Annotated in this window: 25 protein-coding genes and 3 pseudogenes; 19 read left to right on the forward strand and 9 right to left on the reverse strand. The window is 70.5% G+C overall.

The window, feature by feature from the left end; genetic code table 11:
• Positions 1–3: 3 nt before the first annotated feature.
• Positions 4–759, reverse strand: a complete 756-nt coding sequence (locus tag AB0C15_RS26700; RefSeq protein WP_357356371.1) for an SDR family oxidoreductase — start codon at positions 757–759, stop codon at positions 4–6.
• A gap of 119 nt (positions 760–878) precedes the next feature.
• On the opposite strand from AB0C15_RS26700, the gene AB0C15_RS26705 reads away from it, so the two are divergent.
• Entirely contained in the window at positions 879–1,517 is a 639-nt protein-coding gene (locus AB0C15_RS26705; RefSeq protein ID WP_357356373.1) for a class I SAM-dependent methyltransferase, read from the forward strand.
• A 21-nt stretch (positions 1,518–1,538) separates the two neighbouring features.
• Here the strand turns inward: AB0C15_RS26705 and AB0C15_RS26710 are convergent, their stop codons facing one another.
• A complete protein-coding gene (locus AB0C15_RS26710) occupies positions 1,539–2,069 on the reverse strand; it encodes an adenylate kinase (protein WP_357356375.1) in 531 nt (176 codons plus the stop codon).
• Positions 2,070–2,144: 75 nt separating this feature from the next.
• On the opposite strand from AB0C15_RS26710, the pseudogene AB0C15_RS26715 reads away from it, so the two are divergent.
• Positions 2,145–3,089: pseudogene (locus AB0C15_RS26715) on the forward strand (RtcB family protein); the annotation flags it as partial.
• Positions 3,086–3,237, forward strand: a pseudogene (locus tag AB0C15_RS26720) (peptide chain release factor-like protein); the annotation flags it as partial. The pseudogenes AB0C15_RS26715 and AB0C15_RS26720, both read left to right, overlap by 4 nt.
• 4 nt (positions 3,238–3,241) lie before the next feature.
• Here the strand turns inward: AB0C15_RS26720 and AB0C15_RS26725 are convergent.
• Positions 3,242–4,147: an alpha/beta hydrolase gene (locus AB0C15_RS26725; protein WP_357356377.1), complete on the reverse strand. Its 906-nt coding sequence runs from the start codon at positions 4,145–4,147 to the stop codon at positions 3,242–3,244.
• A gap of 187 nt (positions 4,148–4,334) precedes the next feature.
• On the opposite strand from AB0C15_RS26725, the gene AB0C15_RS26730 reads away from it, so the two are divergent.
• From AB0C15_RS26730 to AB0C15_RS26760, 7 genes are all read left to right on the forward strand, one after another.
• Positions 4,335–5,153 carry a PIG-L family deacetylase gene (locus AB0C15_RS26730; RefSeq protein WP_357356379.1) on the forward strand — a complete coding sequence of 273 codons (819 nt, stop codon included), beginning with the start codon at positions 4,335–4,337 and terminating at the stop codon, positions 5,151–5,153.
• 264 nt (positions 5,154–5,417) lie between these two features.
• On the forward strand, positions 5,418–5,741 hold the full coding sequence (locus tag AB0C15_RS26735; RefSeq protein WP_357356381.1) for a hypothetical protein: 324 nt from the start codon (positions 5,418–5,420) through the stop codon (positions 5,739–5,741).
• Between the two features lie 10 nt (positions 5,742–5,751).
• Positions 5,752–6,453: a WXG100 family type VII secretion target gene (locus AB0C15_RS26740; protein ID WP_357356383.1), complete on the forward strand. Its 702-nt coding sequence runs from the start codon at positions 5,752–5,754 to the stop codon at positions 6,451–6,453.
• A gap of 101 nt (positions 6,454–6,554) precedes the next feature.
• Positions 6,555–7,073, forward strand: a complete 519-nt coding sequence (locus AB0C15_RS26745) for a hypothetical protein (protein WP_357356385.1) — start codon at positions 6,555–6,557, stop codon at positions 7,071–7,073.
• 18 nt (positions 7,074–7,091) lie between these two features.
• Positions 7,092–7,553, forward strand: a complete 462-nt coding sequence (locus AB0C15_RS26750) for a hypothetical protein (RefSeq protein ID WP_357356387.1) — start codon at positions 7,092–7,094, stop codon at positions 7,551–7,553.
• Positions 7,554–7,851: 298 nt separating this feature from the next.
• Positions 7,852–9,045 (forward strand): endo-1,4-beta-xylanase, encoded by a 1,194-nt coding sequence (locus AB0C15_RS26755; RefSeq protein ID WP_357356389.1) that lies wholly within the window; start codon positions 7,852–7,854, stop codon positions 9,043–9,045.
• 198 nt (positions 9,046–9,243) lie between these two features.
• Complete coding sequence (locus tag AB0C15_RS26760; protein WP_030333934.1) at positions 9,244–9,585, forward strand: metalloregulator ArsR/SmtB family transcription factor; 342 nt, start codon at positions 9,244–9,246, stop codon at positions 9,583–9,585.
• A 22-nt stretch (positions 9,586–9,607) separates the two neighbouring features.
• Here the strand turns inward: AB0C15_RS26760 and AB0C15_RS26765 are convergent.
• Positions 9,608–9,809, reverse strand: a pseudogene (locus AB0C15_RS26765) (DALR anticodon-binding domain-containing protein); the annotation flags it as partial.
• Positions 9,810–10,170: 361 nt separating this feature from the next.
• On the opposite strand from AB0C15_RS26765, the gene AB0C15_RS26770 reads away from it, so the two are divergent.
• The 3 genes from AB0C15_RS26770 (at position 10,171) to AB0C15_RS26780 (ending at position 12,194) form a co-directional block, all read left to right on the forward strand.
• Positions 10,171–10,932, forward strand: coding sequence for a hypothetical protein (locus AB0C15_RS26770; RefSeq protein WP_357356392.1), 762 nt, complete (start codon positions 10,171–10,173; stop codon positions 10,930–10,932).
• Positions 10,933–11,114: 182 nt separating this feature from the next.
• Positions 11,115–11,600: a nitroreductase/quinone reductase family protein gene (locus AB0C15_RS26775; RefSeq protein ID WP_357356394.1), complete on the forward strand. Its 486-nt coding sequence runs from the start codon at positions 11,115–11,117 to the stop codon at positions 11,598–11,600.
• A gap of 165 nt (positions 11,601–11,765) precedes the next feature.
• Positions 11,766–12,194, forward strand: a complete 429-nt coding sequence (locus tag AB0C15_RS26780; protein WP_357356396.1) for a DUF6223 family protein — start codon at positions 11,766–11,768, stop codon at positions 12,192–12,194.
• 59 nt (positions 12,195–12,253) lie between these two features.
• Here the strand turns inward: AB0C15_RS26780 and AB0C15_RS26785 are convergent, their stop codons facing one another.
• Genes AB0C15_RS26785 through AB0C15_RS26795 form a run of 3 tightly spaced genes read right to left on the reverse strand, consistent with a single transcriptional unit; the run spans position 12,254 to position 14,545 of the window.
• The gene (locus AB0C15_RS26785; RefSeq protein WP_357356398.1) at positions 12,254–12,916 is read right to left on the reverse strand and encodes a response regulator transcription factor; all 663 of its coding nucleotides are present in this window, start codon (positions 12,914–12,916) and stop codon (positions 12,254–12,256) included.
• A complete protein-coding gene (locus AB0C15_RS26790; RefSeq protein ID WP_357356400.1) occupies positions 12,913–14,046 on the reverse strand; it encodes a sensor histidine kinase in 1,134 nt (377 codons plus the stop codon). Before AB0C15_RS26790 ends, AB0C15_RS26785 begins: the two co-directional genes overlap by 4 nt.
• A 10-nt stretch (positions 14,047–14,056) precedes the next feature.
• Positions 14,057–14,545: a MarR family transcriptional regulator gene (locus tag AB0C15_RS26795; RefSeq protein ID WP_357356403.1), complete on the reverse strand. Its 489-nt coding sequence runs from the start codon at positions 14,543–14,545 to the stop codon at positions 14,057–14,059.
• A gap of 73 nt (positions 14,546–14,618) precedes the next feature.
• Between AB0C15_RS26795 and AB0C15_RS26800 the strand changes: the two genes are divergently transcribed.
• The 3 genes from AB0C15_RS26800 to AB0C15_RS26810 are packed head-to-tail and all read left to right on the forward strand — an operon-like array spanning position 14,619 to position 17,423.
• A complete protein-coding gene (locus tag AB0C15_RS26800; RefSeq protein ID WP_357356405.1) occupies positions 14,619–15,668 on the forward strand; it encodes an LLM class flavin-dependent oxidoreductase in 1,050 nt (349 codons plus the stop codon).
• On the forward strand, positions 15,661–16,689 hold the full coding sequence (locus AB0C15_RS26805; RefSeq protein ID WP_357356407.1) for an LLM class flavin-dependent oxidoreductase: 1,029 nt from the start codon (positions 15,661–15,663) through the stop codon (positions 16,687–16,689). The genes AB0C15_RS26800 and AB0C15_RS26805 overlap by 8 nt, the downstream gene beginning before the upstream one ends.
• A 26-nt stretch (positions 16,690–16,715) precedes the next feature.
• A complete protein-coding gene (locus AB0C15_RS26810) occupies positions 16,716–17,423 on the forward strand; it encodes an NADPH-dependent F420 reductase (RefSeq protein ID WP_357356409.1) in 708 nt (235 codons plus the stop codon).
• On the opposite strand, the gene AB0C15_RS26815 is transcribed toward AB0C15_RS26810, so the two are convergent.
• Both AB0C15_RS26815 and AB0C15_RS26820 read right to left on the reverse strand, forming a co-directional pair.
• Positions 17,420–18,148: a tetratricopeptide repeat protein gene (locus tag AB0C15_RS26815; RefSeq protein ID WP_357356411.1), complete on the reverse strand. Its 729-nt coding sequence runs from the start codon at positions 18,146–18,148 to the stop codon at positions 17,420–17,422. The two genes, AB0C15_RS26810 and AB0C15_RS26815, sit on opposite strands and share 4 nt — an antisense overlap.
• 24 nt (positions 18,149–18,172) lie before the next feature.
• Positions 18,173–18,934, reverse strand: coding sequence for a GNAT family N-acetyltransferase (locus AB0C15_RS26820; protein ID WP_357356413.1), 762 nt, complete (start codon positions 18,932–18,934; stop codon positions 18,173–18,175).
• A 222-nt stretch (positions 18,935–19,156) separates the two neighbouring features.
• On the opposite strand from AB0C15_RS26820, the gene AB0C15_RS26825 reads away from it, so the two are divergent.
• From AB0C15_RS26825 to sodN, 3 genes are all read left to right on the forward strand, one after another.
• The gene (locus tag AB0C15_RS26825; RefSeq protein ID WP_357356415.1) at positions 19,157–19,606 is read left to right on the forward strand and encodes a hypothetical protein; all 450 of its coding nucleotides are present in this window, start codon (positions 19,157–19,159) and stop codon (positions 19,604–19,606) included.
• Positions 19,607–19,678: 72 nt separating this feature from the next.
• A complete protein-coding gene (locus tag AB0C15_RS26830) occupies positions 19,679–20,485 on the forward strand; it encodes an inositol monophosphatase family protein (RefSeq protein WP_357356417.1) in 807 nt (268 codons plus the stop codon).
• Positions 20,486–20,595: 110 nt separating this feature from the next.
• Complete coding sequence (gene sodN, locus AB0C15_RS26835) at positions 20,596–21,000, forward strand: superoxide dismutase, Ni (protein WP_357356419.1); 405 nt, start codon at positions 20,596–20,598, stop codon at positions 20,998–21,000.
• The last annotated feature ends 21 nt before the right edge of the window (positions 21,001–21,021 follow it).

Here is a 21,021-nt window from a genome sequence, read left to right on the forward strand (position 1 = left end):
GACTCAGCGACCCCGGCCCGCCCGCGTACGCCACTGGTCGAGGCCGGTGTCGGCGAGGCGGGCGCCGCCGGCCGGGACGAGCGAGCGTTCGCCCAGCTTGGCGCCGAAGTACCGGGCGTCGGGGTCGGCCACCACCGAGCGACGGTCCTGCTGATCGGCGAGGAGGGACCGACCCAACTCGTCGAGCCGGAACTGTTCCGGACCGGCGACCTCGACCACGGAGTTCGTCGGCGCGCCGAGCACGACGTCGGTCACCGCGGCCGCGACGTCGTCCGCGGCCATCGGCTGGATGAGCACCGGCGCGAGGTGCACGGTGTCGCCGTCCGTGGCGGCGTCGATGATGCCCTGGAGGAACTCGAAGAACTGGGTCGCGTGCACCACCGAGTACGGGATTCCGGAGGCGACGACGAGCTTCTCCTGGGCGACCTTCGCGCGCATGTACCCGCTGTCCGGGATCCGGTCGCACCCGACGATGGAGAGTGCCACGTAGTGGCTCACACCGGCGTCCGACGCGGCGGCGAGGAGCGTCCGGGTCGACGTCTCGAAGAACTCCAGCACGGCGGCGTCCTCGAACGACGGCGAGTTCGACACGTCGACGACGACGTCGGCGCCGGTGAGCGCGTCGGCCACCCCCTCGCCGGTCAGGGTGTTCACGCCGGTCTTCGGCGATGCCGGCACCACCTCGTGGCCCTGGGCGCCGAGACGGTCCACGACCTTGGAACCGATGAGGCCGCTGCCCCCGATGACGACGATCTTCATGGTCGAACCACGTCCTGTCTGCGCTGGGTCGGGTGGTGCTGCAAACCAGTAAGACGGAAAGCGTGCACGGATGCAGGACAATCGCCGGAGAACGGTCGGACGGAGATCAGGGGGTGGACGTGGCGACGGTGTCCCACCCGGTGTTCGCCCGGGTGTACGAGCGGCTCAGCGTCGCCATGGACCGCGCCGGCACCGCGGCGTTCCGGCGGGACCTGGTCGCCGGCCTGTCCGGCCGGGTGATCGAGATCGGTGCGGGCAACGGACGGATGTTCTCCCACTATCCCCCCGGGGTGACCCAGGTCCTCGCGGTCGAGCCGGAGCGACGTCTGCGGGCCGCCGCCGAGCGGGCCGCGTCGTCCGCGCCGGTTCCGGTCACCGTCGTCGATGGTCTGGCCGAGGCGCTGCCCGCCGGCGACGGCGAGTTCGACTCGGCAGTCGTCGCGCTGGTGCTGTGCACCGTGCCCGATCAGGCGAGCGCGTTGGCCGAGATCAGCCGGGTGCTGCGCCCGGCAGGCCAGGTGCGGTTCTTCGAGCACGTGGCCGCCGAGAAGGCCACCGGTCTGCACCGCGCCCAACGACTCGTCGACGCCACCCTGTGGCCGAGGCTGTTCGCCGGCTGCCACACCAGCCGCGACACCGTCGCCGCTCTCGGGGCGGCCGGCTTCGAGGTGGCGGAGCTGCGCCGGTTCCGCTTCCCGGCGACCAGCAACAGTCCCTCCTCGCCCTGCGTCCTCGGCCGCGCGGTCAGGCCGGACTGACACCGCCGACGGCCGCACCGCTCACCGGCGGGGCAGCCCGGTCAGCCAGACGTCCAGCTCCGCCGGGGAGCGCAGCAGCACCACCGACGGCGCGGACGGGTCGGCCTGCCAGGCCCGCATCCGTCGTCGGGCCCGACCGAACGCGGTGACGTGCCACAGCAGGATCGAGTCGCGGGACAGCACGCTGCTCAGCGACTCACGGTTGCCGTTGCAGATCACCTCGCCGGTGACCACCCGGCGGACGGTGCGGCGGAACAGCCGTCCGAACGAGCGCCACCGTGGGTAGTCCAGGCCGACGACCAGATCGGCGCGGGACATCGGGACGTCCCGCCAGCCGTGGTACGCCCCGTCGATGATCCAGCGGTCCCGTCGACAGATCTCCTCGATGCGGCTGCGCTGCCTGGTGACCGGCACCTCGACCCAGCCCGGTTCCCAGAGCAGATCGTCCACCGGATACCAGGGCAGTCCGAGGTGGTCGGCCAGCCGCGCCGCGAGGGTCGACTTGCCGGAGCCGTACACCCCGTAGACCAGGATGCGACGCGGGGCGCTCATCGCGGCAGCGTACGTCGTGAAGAAAAGTCGGTTGTCGTGCCCGGCGCGGCTCGGCAGAGTGACGTCCATGACGTACTGACGGAAACCACCCCTGCTCCGCGCCACCGGTGTTGCCTCCCGGGGGCCGTGACGCCGTCCGTTCTTACGTCCGCCCCCAGAAGTGAGCCCCGTTCTTCCCAGCACGACCTTCCTCGGGAGTCCCCGCCCCCGTCCGCCCCGGCCACCGTCACGGTGTTCGCCCGTTACCTTTTTGATCGTCCCCAGCCGGGGACCCTCGGTCGCCCGGCCCGGTATGACTTCCTGCTCAAGCGGGCCGTGCCGGAACGGCTCGCCGCCCGGTTCCCCGACCTCGACCAGGCGCTCGACCCGGTGCGGGACGCCGACGACCCGGCCTGGGCCGTCGTCGACGGGGCAACCACTTCGTGGAGTTGGCGCGCGTCGACACCGTCCTCGACCCCGCTCACGCGAGCCGACTCGGGCTCGACCGGGGCGACCTCGTGCTCATCGTGCACAGCGGTTCCCGCGGTCTGGGCGAACGGATCCTGCGGGCGCACACCGAGGTCCACGGTGCCGGGCCGGCTCCCGACCCGGCCGCCTACCTGGGCCGGCACGACGAGGCGGCGCGCTGGGGTTCGCTCAACCGGCGGGTGCTTGCCGCCCGGGTGGCGCACGCGTTGGGGGCCGAGCCCCGCACCGATCGTCGGCAGGTGCCACAACCTCGTCGAGGTCCGGGACGGGGTCTACCTGCACCGCAAGGGCGCGGCGCCGGGTGACGGGTGCGATGTGCTGATCGCCGGCACCCGAGGCACGGCGTCCTATCTGGTGGCGGCGCACGCCGGGCCGGACGCCAACCACTCGGTGGCCCATGGCGCTGGACGCAAGATGTCACGCGCCGACGCCCTGCGGCGGGGCCGGGCCAAGCACACGGTCGAGGAGCTGCGCCGTACGCCGGTGGGGTCGCTGGTGGTGTGCGGGGACCGGCAGTTGCTCTTCGAGGAGGCGCCCACGGCGTACAAGCGCTCGACCGCCGGACCGCCCTGGACCTGCTGCGTCACCGCGTCGCGCAGGGCGACGAGCCGCGCGGCGTGCCGTCACCACCGCCCGGTGGCGCGTCCACGACGGGCTGGTTCGCGGCGACCCGGTACGGGTGGAACGGCCGACGCCGTAACGACTCAGACCTCCAGCACCGCGTCGGCGAACGCCTGTGGCGCCTCCTGCGGCAGGTTGTGCCCGACGCCGCCGCCGACGGTCCGGTGCTCGTACTGGCCGGTGAACTGCTTGGCGTAGACGGTGGGCTCGACGTGGGGCGCGCCGTTGGCGTCGCCCTCCATCGAGATGCTGGGCACGCTGATCTTCGGCTGCGTGGCCAGGCGCTTCTCCAGTTCGTCGTACTGTGCCTCGCCGTCGGCGAGGGCCATCCGCCACCGATAGTTGTGGATCACGATGTCGACGTGGTCGGGGTTGTCGAACGACGCCGCGCTGCGGTCGTACGTCGCGTCGTCGAACTTCCACTGGGGGGACGCGGTGTGCCAGATCAGCTTGTTGAAGTCGCGCCGGTTCTTGTCGTAGCCTTCCCGCCCGCGTTCGGTGGCGAAGTAGTACTGGTACCACCACGCCAGCTCCGCCTTCGGCGGCAACGGCGCCTTACCGGACTCCTGGCTCGCGATCAGGTAGCCACTCACCGAGACCAGCCCCCGGCAGCGCTCCGGCCACAGGGCGGCCACCACGTCGGCCGTTCGCGCGCCCCAGTCGAACCCGGCGAGCTTGGCGGTGTCGATCTTGATGGCGTCCATCAGGGCGATCAGGTCGAGGCCCATGGCGGCCGGCTCGCCGTTGCGCATGGTGTCGTCGGAGAGGAACCGGGTCGTACCGAAGCCCCGCAGGTACGGGACGACGACCCGGTGACCGGCGGCGGTGAGCAACGGTACGACGTCGACGAAGCTGTGGATGTCGTAGGGCCACCCGTGCAGGAGGATCACCGCCTCCCCGTCCGGCGGCCCGGCATCGACATATCCGACGTTCAACAGCCCGGCATCGACCTGCTTCAGGTCGGTGAACCCGCCCGCGGCCTTCGCCATCGACTTCTCCTCGCGCCTGACCTGCTCGGATGCTGACCACGGCCGAATCTAGCGACCAGCCCGGGGGCCCGGTCGCAGTTCCCGCCAGGCCCGCTCGGCGTTCGCTGAACTGGGTAAAATGCCCGCTACCGCGGACGGTCTCGGTGCAGGTCGTCGGGTTGTGGCCGGATGACCGTAGGGTGATGGCATGGCTGAGCGACCTCTGACCCTGATGGCGGTGCACGCCCACCCCGACGACGAGGCGACGAGCACCGGCGGCGTCCTCGCCCGCTATGCCGCCGAGGGGGTCACCACCGTGCTGGTGACCTGCACCGACGGGCGATGTGGGGACGGCCCGGGTGGGGTCAAGCCGGGCGACGAGGGGCACGACCCGGCAGCCGTCGTCGCGATGCGCCAGGCCGAGTTGGAGGCCAGTTGCGCGACGCTCAACGTCACCCACCTGGAGACCCTCGGCTACGCCGACTCCGGGATGATGGGTTGGCCGACGAACGACCAGCCCGGCGCGTTCTGGGTCACCCCGGTGCCGGAGGCGGCGGCCCGGCTCGCGGAGCTGATCCGGCAGTACCAGCCGGACGTGATCGTCACGTACGACGAGAACGGTTTCTACGGTCACCCGGACCACATCCAGGCCCACCGGATCACCATGGCCGCTGTCGAGCAGACGGACATTCCGGCGAAGGTCTACTGGACCACGGTGCCGCGTACGACGTTCGGGGAGTTCGGTCGGATCATGAAGGAGCTCGGCGTGGAGTGGGCCGAGCCGGAGGAGGGGCCGCAGCTCGGCCTCCCCGACGACGAGATCACCACCTGGGTCGACACCAGCAAGTACGGCGGGCAGAAGTTCGACGCGCTTGCCGCACACGCCAGTCAGACCGAGAACATCTTCTTCCTGCAACTGGGCCAGGAGCGGTTCACCGAGCTGATGGGTGTGGAGACCTTCCTGCGGGTCCAGGACCGGACGGGCGTGCCGACGCCCGAGGACGACCTCTTCGCCGGCCTGCGCTGACCGGTCTGGGCCAGCCCTCGCGCCGGAACGCGCTGCTCCTGCGGGGGCGTGGCGTCGCCAGGCGTCGTCGGCCAGCTCGATCACACGGGCAACCGGCGCGGGAGACACTGCGGTAGCCTGCGCGAGCAAGATGACCACGTCGTTCGCGCGAGGTATGTCCAGTGGGGAGCGTCGTAGATCCGGGTGACGTGCCGGGCTCTCTCCTGCGCACCGGCTCACCGCAGATCGAGCCGGACGACCGACCACGGCAGCGGTGGTGAGATCATGGCAGAGGGTTTGCAAGTCGACACCGACGAGATCCGCGCGCACGCGCGCACGATCGAGGCACTGCGGGAGCAGTTCGACGCCATCAAGGCGGCCAGCGCGCACATCAGTCAGGACGACAGGGCCTACGGCCTGCTGTGCGGGTGGATCTCCGGGATCCTGGAGAGCAGGCACACCCGCCAGGACGAGCTGATCGCCGGTGTCGAGGAGAACCTCTGGCTGGTTGTCGACGGCTTGTACCGGACCGGCGAGGCCTACGATGCCGTCGAGGGTGACACCAACACCATGATGGGCACGCTGAGCAATCAGCTGGGGCCCGGGTGAGTGGGCAGCGATGACCGACGGGTCACTGATCGCCGACGTCGAGTCGTCCCGGAGGGCCTGGACCGGCTCGTCGATGGGCGAGAGCATCCAGGGTGTGGTCGAGGCCATCCAGAGCCGGGGCTGGGTCGACGACCTACTGGCCGGCGCTGGTTTCGGCGTCGAGGTCGCCGTGACCGTGCTGGACCCTTTCAGCGCGTTGCTCTCCAACGGGCTCGGCTGGGCGATGGAGTACTTCGAGCCGCTGCGGCAGATGCTCGACGAACTGACCGGCATGCCCGATGTGGTCACCTCGCACGCGGCCACCTGGAGCAACATGGCCGACGCGCTGCACGGGATGGCGCAGAGACTGCGCACGGCACTCGACTCTGACATGCCCAGTTGGCAGGGGCAGGCCGCCGACGCGTACCACCGCCTGATGGCCAACAACTTCGACGCGTTGGGCGCGCTCAGCACCGTCTCGGTCGCGATGGCGGAGGCCACCCGGGCGGCCGGGGACCTGGTGGCGTTCACCCGTGAGATCGTGCGTGATCTCATCGCCGATCTGGTGGCGCGGGTGATCGTGTGGGCGGTCGAGGCGATCTTCGTCGTCACCATCCCGGTGGTTGCGGCACAGATCGTGGCGGCCGTGGTCAAGTGGGCCGGGCGCATCCTGACGTTCATCGGCGCATTGATCATGAGTCTCGGCAACCTCACCCGGCTGTTGAACGGCTAGGCGAGGCGATGGCAAAACCACACCCGAAACCGGGCGGCGACGCGGACGCCCCCGGGTCGCCACGGCGGGTCAGCCCTGGCGACGCGCGCAGCGTCAGCACCGTGCAGGACGTCGCCGGGCAGGCCGTCGACCTGGGTCGCCCGCCGTCACAGCGTGCCCTACCGCCGGGCAACACCAATCGGACGCTCAACCAGATTCGGCGGACCAAAGACAAGAGAAAGCGGTGGCAGCGCGCCGAGGAATATGTTCGAGAAATGTACGGCGGCAATCCCGAAACGCATTACCCCGTAGCGACCAACTCCGATCCCGATTTCCCGGTAACCGCCGTCGGCGGGCGTAAGGTGGACGTTCCGGTCGAGTCGAACGGGCGCACGGTAGCGGTCGAGGTGAAGATGTACCAGCAGTACCGGACGGTCGAGGTCGCCCCGGACCAGAAGGTGACACACCGCGTCGAGGTTCCGCTCAGTTCCCATATCAGGGAGCAGATCAACAAGGATGTGGCGCTGCGCAGATCGGACCCCAACTACGATCCACGTTGGGCATTTCTCAATGCCGGGCCGTCGCAGGAGCTGCGGGACCATCTCACCAAGGCTGGTATCATTTTCCTCGAGTACAACTAAGTGAATGACGGGAGCACAATGAGCAACAACGGCATGGCTCAGGCGCAGGACGAGCTGCCGACGTGGGCGAGTGACTCTCACCAGAACTTCGAAGAGTTCGCCCAGGAGACGAACGCTCCCGTTCAGGCGCTCAGCGGTGACCCGATCGCACTGGTGCCGTACGTGCAGGTATATCTGTCGGGGCTCCCGCTCGCCGAGTTCACCCAGGACGACTGGGTCACCCTGCACACCGACCTGGCGTCGTTCCTCGCGGAGCTGATGATCAGGAATCACGCGGCGAGCTGGGTCGTCCGGGAGGCACCGAGCTCGCCCCGCGGCTTCCGTTACGTGCTCGCGGTCGACCGACCCCTGGCCGGATCCGGTGTGGTCGACCCGTTCGAGGTCGTGGCCAGTGAGTTCCGCTCGCCGCCCATCGAGGTCGCGCGCATGATCGCCACGGCGGAGTTGACCGCCGGCGTCACCCGTCGCTACGACCAGTAGCCCGGTAGCCAGCCGGCGAGGTTGGTGACGGCCGTCCACCTGGCGCGGCCTGCCACACCCCCGCCCGCCCGCCGGCCTCCGAAAGTTTCAACGGCGAGCCGTTCGAGGCCCCGCAGCTCATGCAAGTAATTTCCGGAAGTATCGACGGTTGACGTCTCGACATCGACCGCCTTAACGTTTCGAGCGAGTTTCCGGTTACCGGTCGGAGCTACCGCTCACCGACCCCCTGCTCCACCTGTCAACACCGAACCCTGCGCTTCAAGATCGACACTTGTCTATGAATGTGAGGGGAACGTAGATGAAGCTGAGACAGTGGTCGACAGTCGGCCTGGTCGCCGTCGCGACCGTCGCGACGCTGAACGCGGTGCCGGCCACCGCGAACCGGCCGTACGACCCGACGACGCAGAGCCTCGCCACCCTCGGCCTGCGGCACGGCCTGCACGTCGGCACCGCGGTGAGCATGGATGCCCTCAACGACGCCAGCGACCCGCAGTACCGCAGGCTGGCCTCCTCCGAGTTCGCCTCGGTCACCGCCGAGAACGTGATGAAGTGGGAGAGCCTGGAACCCACCCGCGGCAGCTACAACTGGGCGCCGGCCGACGAGTTCGTCGAGTTCGCCAAGCGCAACCGGCAGAGCGTGCGCGGCCACGTGCTGGTCTGGCACAACCAGCTGCCCGCCTGGCTGACCAGCGGCGTCGCCGACGGCTCGATCAGCAAGCAGGAGTTGCGCGAGCTGCTGCGCAAGCACATCACCACGGTCGTCAACCGCTACCAGGGCAAGATCTGGCAGTGGGACGTGGTCAACGAGGCGGTCAGCGACCCGTGGGACACCCCGTCGACGCTGCACTACAAGGGCTTCTGGGCGCAGAACCTCGGGCCCGGCTACATCGCCGACGCGTTCCGCTGGGCACGGGCCGCCGACCCCAAGGCCCTGCTGTTCTACAACGACTACAACATCGAGGCGTTCGGCTCGGGCAACCCGGTGGACGACAAGACCCAGTTCGTGTACGACATGACCAGGAGCCTGCGCGCCCAGGGTGTGCCGATCGACGGCGTGGGTTCCCAGGGACACCTCGGCACCCAGTACGGCAACTTCGACACCCTCCAGGTGACCGCCGCGCTGAAGAAGTTCGGCGGGCTCGGCGTCTCGACCGCGTTCACCGAGGTCGACGTCCGCAGCCGGCTGACCGATGGCGTCCAGGCGGGCGACTCGGAGGAGATCAACCCCCGGCTTCAGGCGTCGGCCGCCAACTTCAGCGTGCTGATGAAGGCGTGCCTCGCCGTACGGAGCTGCCTGTCGTACACGGTCTGGGGTTTCAGCGACAACCACTCCTGGGTGCCCGGCTGGTTCGACGACCCGCCGGAGGGCCTGGCCACCATCTACGACGAGAACTACCAGCCCAAGCGGGCCTACCAGGAGTTGAAGTCCGACCTGATCTTCGCCGGGCCGCCGTACGTCCTGCCCCGCATCGCGCCCAGACCCCGCCGCTGACCCGCACCGCCCTAAGGGCCGTGTGGAGCTTGCCGAAGCTCCACACGGCCCGGACGCCACCACGGACGTCGCCGGTCGACTCACGTTCGGCGCGTCCGGAGCGCCATCCGGACGCCATCGGAGGTCTGGTGCCGGTTCTGCCGGTTTATTGATGGTGTTGGTGTCACTATGGCAGGCGTGGGAACTGCGAAAACTGCCATGCCTGCGATCTCGCCGCTCACCGGCGATCCCATCAAGCGGGCCGATGCCGAACGGCTAGCGGGGGTGCTGAAGGCCTTCGCCGATCCGGCGCGACTCCGGTTGCTCAGCCTGATCCAGTCCGCGCCGGAAGGTGAGGCGTCCGTCAGCGACCTCACCTCGGCGCTCAATCTCTCCCAACCGACCGTGAGTCATCACCTTCGGATCCTCACCGAGGCCGGTCTACTCGAACGCGACAAGCGTGGCGTCTGGGCGTACTACCGCCTGGTGCCCGCCGCGATCGCGCAGATCGCCGACCTGCTGACGCCGCCCCGGAAGCGGGCGACGAAGCGGGCCCGCTGACCGGGTCGCGCGGCTGGCACCGTCACATCCGCTCCGGTGTGCGGATGCCGAGCAGGTCCAGCCCCTGCCGCAGGGTCCGGGCGGTCAACTCGGCCAGCAGCAGCCTGCTCTCCCGCAGGTCGTCCGAAGCCCGCAGCACCGGGCAGCGCTCGTAGAACGCCGGCGAAGCCGAGCAGCTCGACCGCGAGCGCCCGCTCCGCCGGGTGCGCGAACACGATCGGCGCGCCCGGCCGCACGGCGGTCCCGGCCCGCCGCAGCACCGACCGCTGCCAGGCGGGTCGTCGACGGGGAGACAGCGGCGGACCGAGGATGGCCAGCGGAACGGCCGGCGGCTCGATCCGCCGGTCGCAGGAAACAGGTCAGCGCGGGCGGGCGACGGATCGCCGGTGTCGCCAGGCAGCAACCTGGACGTCACACGACGGTCCGGTGCAGGTGGCGATCACGCTGGTCATGCCCGGCAGCGCAGCGGCGCGGCCGAGGCGGAGCACGCCAATTGCCGCTGTCCGGTCCATGTCCGAGGCGCTGCCTGGTCGTTTCGGTCGGTGCAGGGTAGGGAACTAGACCGTGGGACGACAAGGGGTGATCATGAACCGACACACGCCACCGCCGACAGCCCGTACGCGCCGTGCGCTCGCACTGCTGGGCGCCATCGCACTGACCGCTGCCTGCAGCACCCCTGACGAGCCGGTCGGCTCGGCCCCGACGACCTCGGCACCGTCGACCGCGTCGGCATCGGCGTCGGCGCTTCCGACCGACTCACCGTCCCCGAGTGCGAGCACCCGGGTGACCATCCCGACCTCGGCCTTCGTCGAGCTGCCCGCCGAGCTGCGGAAGTCGCCGCGACGGACGACACCGGTCGAGGAGGCCCTGCCGAAGCTGTGCGCCAACGAGTTCGGCACCGGCGGCCGGCAGGTCACCGCGAGCGCGGCGATGACCGTCACCTACCAGAAGCCCGGCGAACCCTCCAGCAACGTGCCGCAGGGGATGATCCACCAGACCATCTTCACGTTCGAGAGCGCCGGCGCCTCGGCCTACCTGGACCGTCTCCGCACCGCCCTGGCCGCCTGCCCCGGGTACGACCAGTCGGGCAACCGGGTGACCGTCACGAGCAAGATTCTGTCCGACGTCGGGAACGAGGCGCTGCTGCTGACCCGGACCTGGCCCGAGACGAGCCTGAACGGCGAGCGCACCGGCAGGACCGCGTCCAGCCAGATCGCCGTGGCCCGCGTCGACACCACGGTCACCGTCTTCGACGACGAGGGGTGGGAGGGCACCAGCGGCAACCCGGCCATCCTGGACCGGGTGGCCCGGGACGGCGTCCGCACCATCGAGGCCTGGCAGCGCTGACTGACCCGGTCGCCGACGCGGGGCTTCCACCGATCGGTCCGACCCTCGGTCGGATCATGGACAACAGGACGCGAGCCACGCCCGCTTCGGAAGACTGGGGGACCTCGGTCCACAGTGGGGTCTGCCGGTCGGACACGACAGCCCCAGCGGGCCACCAGCAGGTGTCGGTGGAGGAGGTCGTCATGGCGGATGGTCAGGGCACGAAGGCACCGTGGCTTCCGCCGCGGTGGTTCATTCGACTGGCCTGGTCGGTGCACCGGGGCCTGTACCGGGTCACCGGCAGCCGGGTCGGGCTGTGGCGACCGCGCGAGCACCGCTGGGGCACGCTGCGGCTGACCACGATCGGTCGCCGCACCGGTCAGCAGCGCAGCGTCATTCTCGCGTACTTCGAGGACGACTCGAACCTGGTCGGCGTGGCGATGAACGGCTGGGGCGAGGGTGCCCCCGCCTGGTGGCTCAACCTGCAGGCCCATCCGGACGCGTCGGTCGACCTGGCTGACGGGCGACGGCTCGTCCGCGGCCGGGCCGCCACCGACGACGAGCAGTCGCGGCTGTGGCCCCGCTGGCATGCGGCCGACAAGAACTTCGACGCCCACGCGGCGCGGCGCTCCTCCGAGACCGTCATGGTGGTGCTCGAGCCCAGGTCGACAGGCGACCCCCGGCCCTGACGGCGGGGCCTCGGCTGCGGCCCGCGGAGACAACCACGGCGGTACGCCAGCACTCTCGCCTGCATCCCGGGTGGTAGGCCCGGTGGCAACTCTCGCATGACGACTCCGGTGCGGTCCGCTACCTACGCTGCCGGCTGTACCGTCACGCGATCGAGAGGATCCACGATGTCCGTCCGTCACCTGCTCTCCACCGCCGTAGCCGCGCCGCTCGACGGGATCACGCTTGCCGCCCCCGCGGCCGCACACGTGTCGGCCCAGCCGACCGCCGCGCTCGCCATGAGCGCCGGGCGTTTCGGTGCAAGTGTCGCCGTCCTGTTGGGGGTTGTCGGTGCCGTCGTCGGAGGGCTGGCCCTGGCCCGCCCCGCCACTCGCCTCGGCACCGACTCGGGCAGCCTCGGCGCCGTCCTGGCCCTGGCGACCGGGCTGATCGGCATGGCGCTCGGTGGGCTGGTGGTGGCCACCTCCGACAGCGGCATCGGCACGGGCAACGGGCGAGGCGGCGCGTTCGTGGCCCTGGTGGTCGGACTGGCCGCCGTGGTCCTCGGCGGGCTGGCCCTGGCCCGCGCCCGCGCCACCGCTCGGCTGACCGCCTGACCCGTCCGGACACAGGGCGGCGTACCCGGGACGCGGCTGCGGCCGGCCGGGAGCCGCGGTCAGGAGCGGGTGAGCCAACCGGGCACGGTCAGGCCGGACTCGTAGGCGAGGATCACCAACTGGGCGCGGTCGCGGGCACCCGCCTTCGTCATGATCCGGCTGACGTGTGTCTTGGCGGTGGCCGGGCTCAGCACCAACCGCGCGGCGATCTCGTCGTTGGACAGACCGGCCGCGACGAGCGCCAGCACCTCCCGCTCGCGCTCGGTGAGCACGCTCAGTCGCGGCCCGGGGTCGGGATGCCCGGCCCGGGTCGCGAACTCGGCGATCAACCGGCGGGTGATCGACGGCGCGATCAGCGCGTCGCCCCGCGCCACCACCCGCACGCCGTGGATCAACTCGGCCGGCTCGGTGTCCTTCACCAGGAACCCACTGGCACCGGCGCGCAGCGCCGCGTAGACGTATTCGTCCAGGTCGAACGTGGTCAGGATGATGACGCGGGCATCGACGCCGGCCACGATCTCGGCGGTGGCGGAAAGGCCGTCCAGCCCGGGCATCCGGATGTCCATCAGGACGACGTCGGGCCGCAGGTGCCGGGCGAGCCGCACCGCCTCGGCCCCGTCGGCAGCCTCACCGACCACCTCGATCCCGTCCTCACCGTCCAGGATGGACCTGAAGCCGGCGCGGACCAGGGTCTGGTCGTCGACGAGCAGCAGACGAATCACCGCTGCTCCCCTGCCGGGCTGCCCCGCATCGGCAGGCGGGCGCGCACCCGGAAGCCGCCGTCCGGCTGCGAGCCCGTCATCAGTGAACCGCCGAGCGCCTGCACCCGCTCACGCATCCCGCGGATTCCGCTGCCGGGCGCACCGGGCTGGCGGCTGCCGTCGTCCTCGACCTCCACCAGCACGTCGTCGTCGTCGGGCCGGACCCGAACCACTGCGCCGGTGGCACCAGCGTGCCGCGCCACATTCGTCAGCGCCTCCTGGACGATCCGAAACACCGCCAGGTCGACCTCCGGCGGCAGCGACCGGGTTTCGGTCAACTCGGCCCGGATCTCCAACTCTGGCCGCGCAGCCGTCCTGATCAGGTCGTCGAGGCGGGTCAGACCGGGTGCGGGCACGACCGTGGGCTCACCCTCCTGCCGCAGTACGCCGAGCGTCGCCCGCAACTCCTGCAACGTCTCCTTGCTGGCCTGCTTGATCGCGGTGAGGGCCTGCTCGGATCGGGCCGGGTCGGGTCGGTGCAGCGCGGCGCTGGCCTGCACGTTGATCAATGACAGGTGGTGACCGAGCACGTCGTGCAGGTCCCGGGCGATGCGCAGCCGCTCCTCGGTGGCCCGGCGCCGGGCCTCCTCCTCCATCCGCTGCTCGGCGACGGCCGCTCGGGCCTGCGCCTCGGCGAGGTAGGCGCGACGGTTGCGGGTGACGCCGACGATGACCGCGACGAGCCAGCCGGCGTGCAGCAGCGTCGCCCCGTTCATGGTGTTCGGGGACCGGTTGTAGCTGTCCGCCACCGCGAAGGCGACGACCGAGGCGAGCCCCAGCCCGATCGCTACCGCGAGGTGGCCCTCGTCGACGACTGTGTAGAGCGCCACGACGAACACCACCATGATCGGACCAGGTCGGTGCAGCAGCGCCCCGTACGCGCCGACGGCGGCCAGCGCCACGACGCCCACCGGCACCGGGTGTCGACGGCGGACGTACAGCGCACCGGAGGAGAGCAGCACCGCAAGCAGCGCGGCCCACTCGGCGGCGGCATCGATGCCGCGCGACTGCACCAGCAGGCCCACGACGGCGACCAGTGCGACGACGAGCACCAGGGCCGCGTTCGTCGTCCGGCCCCGCCACCCTGACATGCGTCGAAGCCTAACCTCCGGCCGCGTCGAGGTGGGTCCGCAGTGCCGTGGCGATCTCGCCGGCCGCGACGACCTGTTCCGGGGTGAGGGCGTCGACGAAGAGCTCACGGATGGCACGCAGGTGGGGGACGGTGGCTCCGGTGAACGCCTCGGTACCGGCCGCGGTGAGCAGCACCTCCGCGCCACGGGGGACCGTCGCGCACTCCTGCCGGCGGATGAGACCCCGCCGTTCCATCCGCCCCAGGTGGTGGGAGAGCCGACTGCGCTCCCACCCGATGTGCGCGGCGAGTTCGGACGACCGCATCGCCTGGTCCTGCGCCTCGCTGAGCGCAAGGAGCACGGCGTAGTCCCCGGTCGAGAGCGAGGAGTCGCGTTGCAGGCGGGATTCGAGCCGGGAGCTGAGCGCCGCCGTCGTCTCGATGAAGTCGCGCCAGATCCGCAGCTCGTCGCCGGTCGGGAGCTGGCGTCCGGCCCGCCGGCCAGGTGTGGCCTCCGTCATCTCACCCTCCCGGGAATTGACGTGTCAATCGAAAAGTTAGCATCATTGACACGTCAACTGCTAGGAGGAGACGATGGTAGCTGCAGACTTCGAGCTGGGGCTCAACTCGTTCGGAGAGGTGGCCACCGACGGCGACCGGGTGCTGAGCGACGCCGAGACCGTACGGCTCCTGGTGGACGAGGCACGACTTGCCGAGTCGGCCGGGGTCGACGTGTTCAGCGTCGGTGAGCACTACCGCGAGGGTCACAACGACTCGGCGACACCCGTCCTGCTGGCGGCGGCCGCGACGGCAACCGAGCGGATTCGCCTCGGCACCTCGGTCACGGTGCTCAGCACGAACGACCCGGTACGGCTCTACCACGAGTTCGCCACCCTCGACGCCGTCTCGAACGGGCGCGCCCAGATGGTCCTCGGACGCGCCTCGGCGACCGAGTCGTTCCCGCTGTTCGGTTACGACCTGACCGACTACGAGCGACTGTTCGAGGAGAAGCTGGACCTCTTCCTGCGACTCCAGCAGGACGAACCGGTCACCTGGTCCGGCACGGTACGAACCCCACTGACCGGCCAACGCCTGCACCCCCGGATGCAGCCGGGTGGCATTCCGACCTGGATCGGAGTCGGCGGAAGCCCCAACTCGGTCATCCGCGCCGCGCGGCACGGCCTGCCGCTGATGCTCGCGATCATCGGTGGGCGTCCCCAGCGCTTCGCCGGCCACGTCGACCTCTACACCAGGGCGCTCGCCCAGTTCGGGCATACCCTCCAGCCAATCGGGCAGCACTCACTGGGCCTTGTCGCGGACACCGACGAGGAGGCGGTGGAGACGTGGTGGCGATACTGGCAGCCGGTGGTGGCGGCCCTGGCCGCCGAACGCGGCTTCTACAAACCGGACCGCGCGCGCTACGAGGCCGAGATCGACCACGGAGCGCTCTTCGTCGGTTCACCCGAGACAGTGGCACAGAAGATCGCCAAGGTCGCCCGCGACCTGCGGCTGAGCCGCTTCGACCTGAAGTACGACATCATGCACCTGCCCCGCGAGGCACGCGCGCGCACCATCCAACTGCTGGGCAGTGAGGTGGCACCGCGGGTCCGGGAGCTGTTGGCGAAGGAGCCCACCCATGTCTGATCTCATGTTCGGCCTGGACACGTTCGGCGACGTACCGCAGGACGACACCGGCAAGCTCGTCTCCCACGCGGCGGCGATCCGGCAGGTCGTCGACGAGGCCGTGCTCGCCGACCAACTCGGCGTCGACGTCATCGCCCTCGGCGAGCACCACCGCCCGGAATACTCGGTCTCCACGCCGGAGACGGTGCTGGCCGGAATCGCCACCCGCACCTCGCGGATCCGGTTGGCCTCCGGCGTGACGGTGCTCAGTTCGGACGACCCGGTGCGGGTGTTCCAGCGCTTCGCCACCGTGGACGCGCTGTCGAACGGCCGCGCCGAGGTCATCCTCGGTCGCGGCTCGTTCACCGAGTCGTTCCCCCTCTTCGGCTACGACCTGCGCGACTACGACACGCTGTTCGAGGAGAAGATCGAACTGTTCGTGAAGTTGCTCGACGAGAAGCCGGTGACCTGGTCCGGCACCCTGCGTGCCCCGCTGGAGAACGCCGACGTCTTCCCGAAGACCGAGTCGGGTCACCTGGACACCTGGGTCGGTGTCGGTGGCTCGCCGCAGTCGGTGGTCCGCACCGCCCAGTACGGCCTGCCGCTGATGCTCGCCATCATCGGTGGCGCCCCCGAACGCTTCGCGCCCTACATCGACCTCTACCGCCGGGCAGCCGACCAGCTCGGCACGACCGCGCACCCGGTCGGCATGCACTCGCCGGGCTTCATCGCCGACACCGACGAGGAGGCCAAGGAGATCTACTGGCCGCACTACCGGATCATGCGGGACCGGATCGGCAAGCTGCGGGGTTGGCCCCCGATCCGCCGCCAGGAGTTCGACTCCGAGGTGGAGCACGGCTCGCTCTACATCGGTTCGCCGGAGACGGTGGCCCGCCGGGTGGCCCGCGCGATCCGCAGCCTCGGTGTGGGCCGCTTCGACCTCATCTACTCGGCCGGAGCACAGCCGGCGAGCGCGCGGATGCGTGCCGTGGAGCTGTACGGCTCCAAGGTGATCCCCATGGTCCGCGACCTGCTGGCCTGATCGGCACTCCCCAGCGAAAGGACGACATGAACGACAACGACCGGAGCCGGCCGGTGACGATCGGAATCCTCGGAGCCGGCAAGGTGGGCACCGTACTCGCCCGACTCGCCGTCGCCGCCGGCTACCGGGTACGGGTCGCCGGCTCCGGCGACCCGGCGAAGATCGCCCTGACCGTCGAGGTCCTCGCACCGGGGGCCGAGGCCACCACGGCGGTCGACGCCGTGGCCGAGGCCGACATCGTCATCCTCGCCCTGCCCCTGGGCAAGTACCGCAGCGTCCCCGTCGAGGCGTTGCGCGGCAAACTCGTCGTCGACGCCATGAACTACTGGTGGGAGATCGACGGCATCCGCGACGACCTCACCAACCCGCGTACCTCGTCGAGCGAGACCGTCCAGGCGTTCCTGGCCGATTCGCGGGTCGTGAAGGCGTTCAACCACATGGGTTATCACGACCTGGAGGACGAAGCGCGACCGGCGGGGACGACCGGCCGCAAGGCCATCGCGATCGCTGGCGACGACGACGCCGACCGCACCGAGGTCGCGACCCTGGTGGACGCGCTCGGCTTCGATCCGGTCGTCGCCGGTCCGCTGGCCGAGGGGGTACGACTCGAACCGGGCAGCGAGCTGTTCGGCGCGAACGTGAGCGCCGACGAGATCCGCGCGATGCTCGACCGCTTTCCGGAGTCGGAGCGGGGACGGACCATCACCGCCGCCCGAGCCTCGACCGCCCGCTAGTCCGTCCCCACGCCGAAGGCCGCCTTCGGGTCGAGGAGCCGGCCCACGCCGTACTCCTCGTCGAAGGCGGCCGGGCCCAGGGCCTCGGTCGCGGCGGCGCGCATTTTGGCGAGGTCCGCCGCGTCGTCCGGGTCCGGCACCTGGCCGAGCGTCGCGAACGCGGCATCCGCGACACCGATCATCCGCGCCGCGCGAGAGTGGTCCCCCTCGGCAGTCGCGAGCGCGGCGCCGGCAACGCAGACGTACGGCACGAAGTCGGCCCAGCCGTTGCGGAAAACCTGCTCGCGGCTTTCGGCGAACAACGTCCGCGCCTGGTCCAGGTTGCCCAACCCCAACTCGCAGAACGCCAGGTTGTGAACCTCGGAGTTCACCGTCTCGGGCTGGCCGAGCGCCTCGTTGAGCGCGATGCTCTCCCGGTACAGGTCCCGGGCGCGGAGCAGGTCACCGGACATCCGCGCCACGGCGGCCAGCACGTGCCTCGGCCGTTCCTCCAGGGAGCGGTCCCCGGAGCGCAGCGCCACCGCGAGTGCTTCCCCGGCACGTGCCGCACCGCCCGGCAGGTCGCCGCCGCGGATCGCGACCCGGGCGAGGCTGTACCGGGCCTCCACCTCGCCGGCCAGGTCGCCGACCGTCCGGGCCCGCTCGATCTCGGCCTCGCTCATCCGCACCACGGCGTCGGTCTCGCCGCGCCGGAAGGCGGAACGGACGTCTTCGCTGAAGGTCATGCGTTCTTCCTGTTCTTCCGGCCGTCAGTTCGCCTGGAACACGGTCCAGGTCTCCACGAGCGTGAAGCCCATCGCCTCGTAGAGCGGTCGACCCGTCGGGCTGGCGTGCAGGTACGCGGCGTCCGCGCCGGCGGCGACGCCGTCGCGCAGCGCCGCCTCGGTGAGCGCCCGGCCCAGGCCACGACCCCGTGCGGACGGTACGACGGCGATGTTGAACACCCCGATCACGCTGGAGGTGTGGATCCCGAGCCCGGTGCCGACCGGACTGCCGGACTCCTCGGCCAGGTACCCGGTGATGGCGTCGGTGTCGAGCACCGCGCCGCCCATCAGCGGGCCGAAGGCACCGTCGGGCGCCTCGAAGCTCCGGGTGAGGGCGTCGGTGTACCGCTCGTTCTCGGCGGCTCCGACCCTGCGGACCAGCGCCTGCTGGGTCGCGCCGGCCCGGAACACGATGTCGTCGGTGGCGCAGGCCATCAGGGGTAGGTCGCTGCGTCCGCGCAGTCCGTGCCGGGCCGCGAGTTCGGCGACCTCGTCGCTCGCCGCGCCGCGAATGATGATCGACCAGTGGGGTGTCAGTCGGCTGACCTCGGTCGCCAGCTCGTCGATGGCGGCGAGGTCCGGCTCGGTGGTCGTCTCGAGGACCCCGTTGAGCGTCGGAACGTTGGCGTGGGTGAGCCCCGCCCGAGCGGTGCCCCGCTCGGCGTACAAGCCCTTCGGGGTCACCCGGCAGAGCAGTTCGATGGCGTCGAAGTACGCCGTCGCCATCTGGTCGGCGGTGGTGCTCATGTCTGGTCTCCCCCGGAAACGCTCGCTCGTCCTCGTCCGACAACCTAGCCACCGGCCGGGGCGGGGAGCACCGTGGCGAGGCCCAGGTCACCCCGCTGCGGCACCTCGCGGGGGGAGTCGCACACCGATCAGGAATCGAGAAGCCCGCAGGCGCCGCCCGGCCTAGCCTTTCCCCAGGCAGACGGCAGCGCGCCGGGCCTGACGACGAGAGGGAGCCCGAGAATGTCCGCGAAGACCACCACGACCGAGTCCGACGGCTTCAGCGCCGAGGAGCGGGCTGCCATGAAGGAGCGCGCCGCCGAACTACGCGCCGAGGGCAAGAAGGGCGCGAAGAAGGCGGACGGGCTGCAAGCGGTCCTCGACCGGATCGCGCAGATGGACCCGGACGACCGTGCGCTCGCCGAGCGCGTGCACGTGACGGTGACCGCTGCCGCCCCGGGTCTGGCGCCGAAGACCTGGTACGGGATGCCCGCCTACGCGAACGAGGACGGCAAGATCGTCGTCTTCTTCCAGGACTCGGGCAAGTTCAGCTACCGCTACTCGACCCTGGGCTTCCAGGACCCGGCCAACCTCGACGACGGTGACCTCTGGCCGGTGGCGTACGCGTTGCAGCAGTGGAGCCCGGCCGTGGAAAAGAAGATCACCGAACTGGTGCAGAGGGCGGTCTCCTGACCCTCTCCCGGTGGGGCCCGCACCGGGCGGTATCCATGCGAGTATGCGGTCACCGAGCTGAAGGGGTGCCGGATGCCGATCACCGACGAGGCGTTGGCCGTCGCCGCGGCCGAGGCCGGGGCCGACGTCGTCAGGTCTCACTACGGGTCGACGCTTACCCGTTTCACGAAGATCGGGGACGACTTCGCCACCACGGCCGACGTCGAGGCGGAGCGGGCCATCCTCGACGTGCTGCGGGCGGCGCGTCCGCAGGACGATGTGGTGGGTGAGGAGAGCGGGCGCACGGGTACGGGCGGAAACGGGCGCACCTGGCTTGTCGACCCGCTGTGCGGCACGCTGAACTACGCGGCACGCACCATGCTGGCCTCGGTCAACGTCGCGCTGCACACGGGGACGGAGAGCGCCGTGGCGGCATCGGCGGACCCGTTCAGCGGCGAGGTGTTCTGGACCGACGGGAACGGCGCGTACGTCCGGCACGCCGGAACGGACGAACGACTCGCCCCCTCGGCCACGTCGAAGCTCGTCGACGTCAACCTCGACCCACCGTTTCCGAGCCGGGACGTGTTCCTGGCCGCCCGGCTGCTCGCCGACGACGACTTCATCGGCCAGTTTCAACCCCGGGTCGTCTCCACCAGCCTGGCCGTGGCGTGGGTGGCCGCCGGTCGTCGCGCCGCCTACGTGACGGACCGACACGACCTGGGCCGCAGTGTCCACTTCGCGGCCGGAATCGCCCTCTGCCGGGCCACCGGCTGCGTGGTCACGGCGCTGGACGGCCAGCCGCTGCACGCCGGCGGCAACGGCCTGGTCGTGGCCGCCGACGAGCCGACGCACACCGCCCTCCTGACCCTCATCCGGAAGCAGGCCGCGCGGGCAGGCTGACGGGCGCGTCGGCGGGCAGACCCGGCAGCACCCCCAGCCTTGACATGAAGTGCGGTTGAGGTCCTAGCCTGCCGTCCGTCAGCGCACGACCATCGTCGAGGGGATCCCCGATGTTCCTGTCCCGCCTTCTCCGCCCGCGTACCGTCGCGAGCGCGCACTGTGACCTGCCCTGCGGCGTCTACGACCCGGCGCAGGCCCGCATCGAGGCCGAGTCGATCAAGGCGATCTCGGAGAAGTACCAGGCCAGCGACGACCCGGAGTTTCGCACCCGCTCGCTGCTCATCAAGGAGCAGCGGGCCGAGCTGGTTAAGCACCACCTCTGGGTGCTGTGGACCGACTACTTCAAGCAGCCGCACTTCGAGAAGTACCCCCAGCTGCACGGCCTCTTCAACGAGGCGACGAAGCTGGCAGGTGCCGGCGGCGCGAAGGGCGCCGCGGACCCGGCGGTCGCCGAGCAGCTCCTCGGCAAGATCGAGGAGATCTCGAAGATCTTCTGGGAGACCAAGCAGAGCTGACTGGCCGGCACCGGGTGGCGT

Source organism: Micromonospora sp. NPDC048835, assembly GCF_040649995.1.
Lineage (GTDB): Bacteria > Actinomycetota > Actinomycetes > Mycobacteriales > Micromonosporaceae > Micromonospora.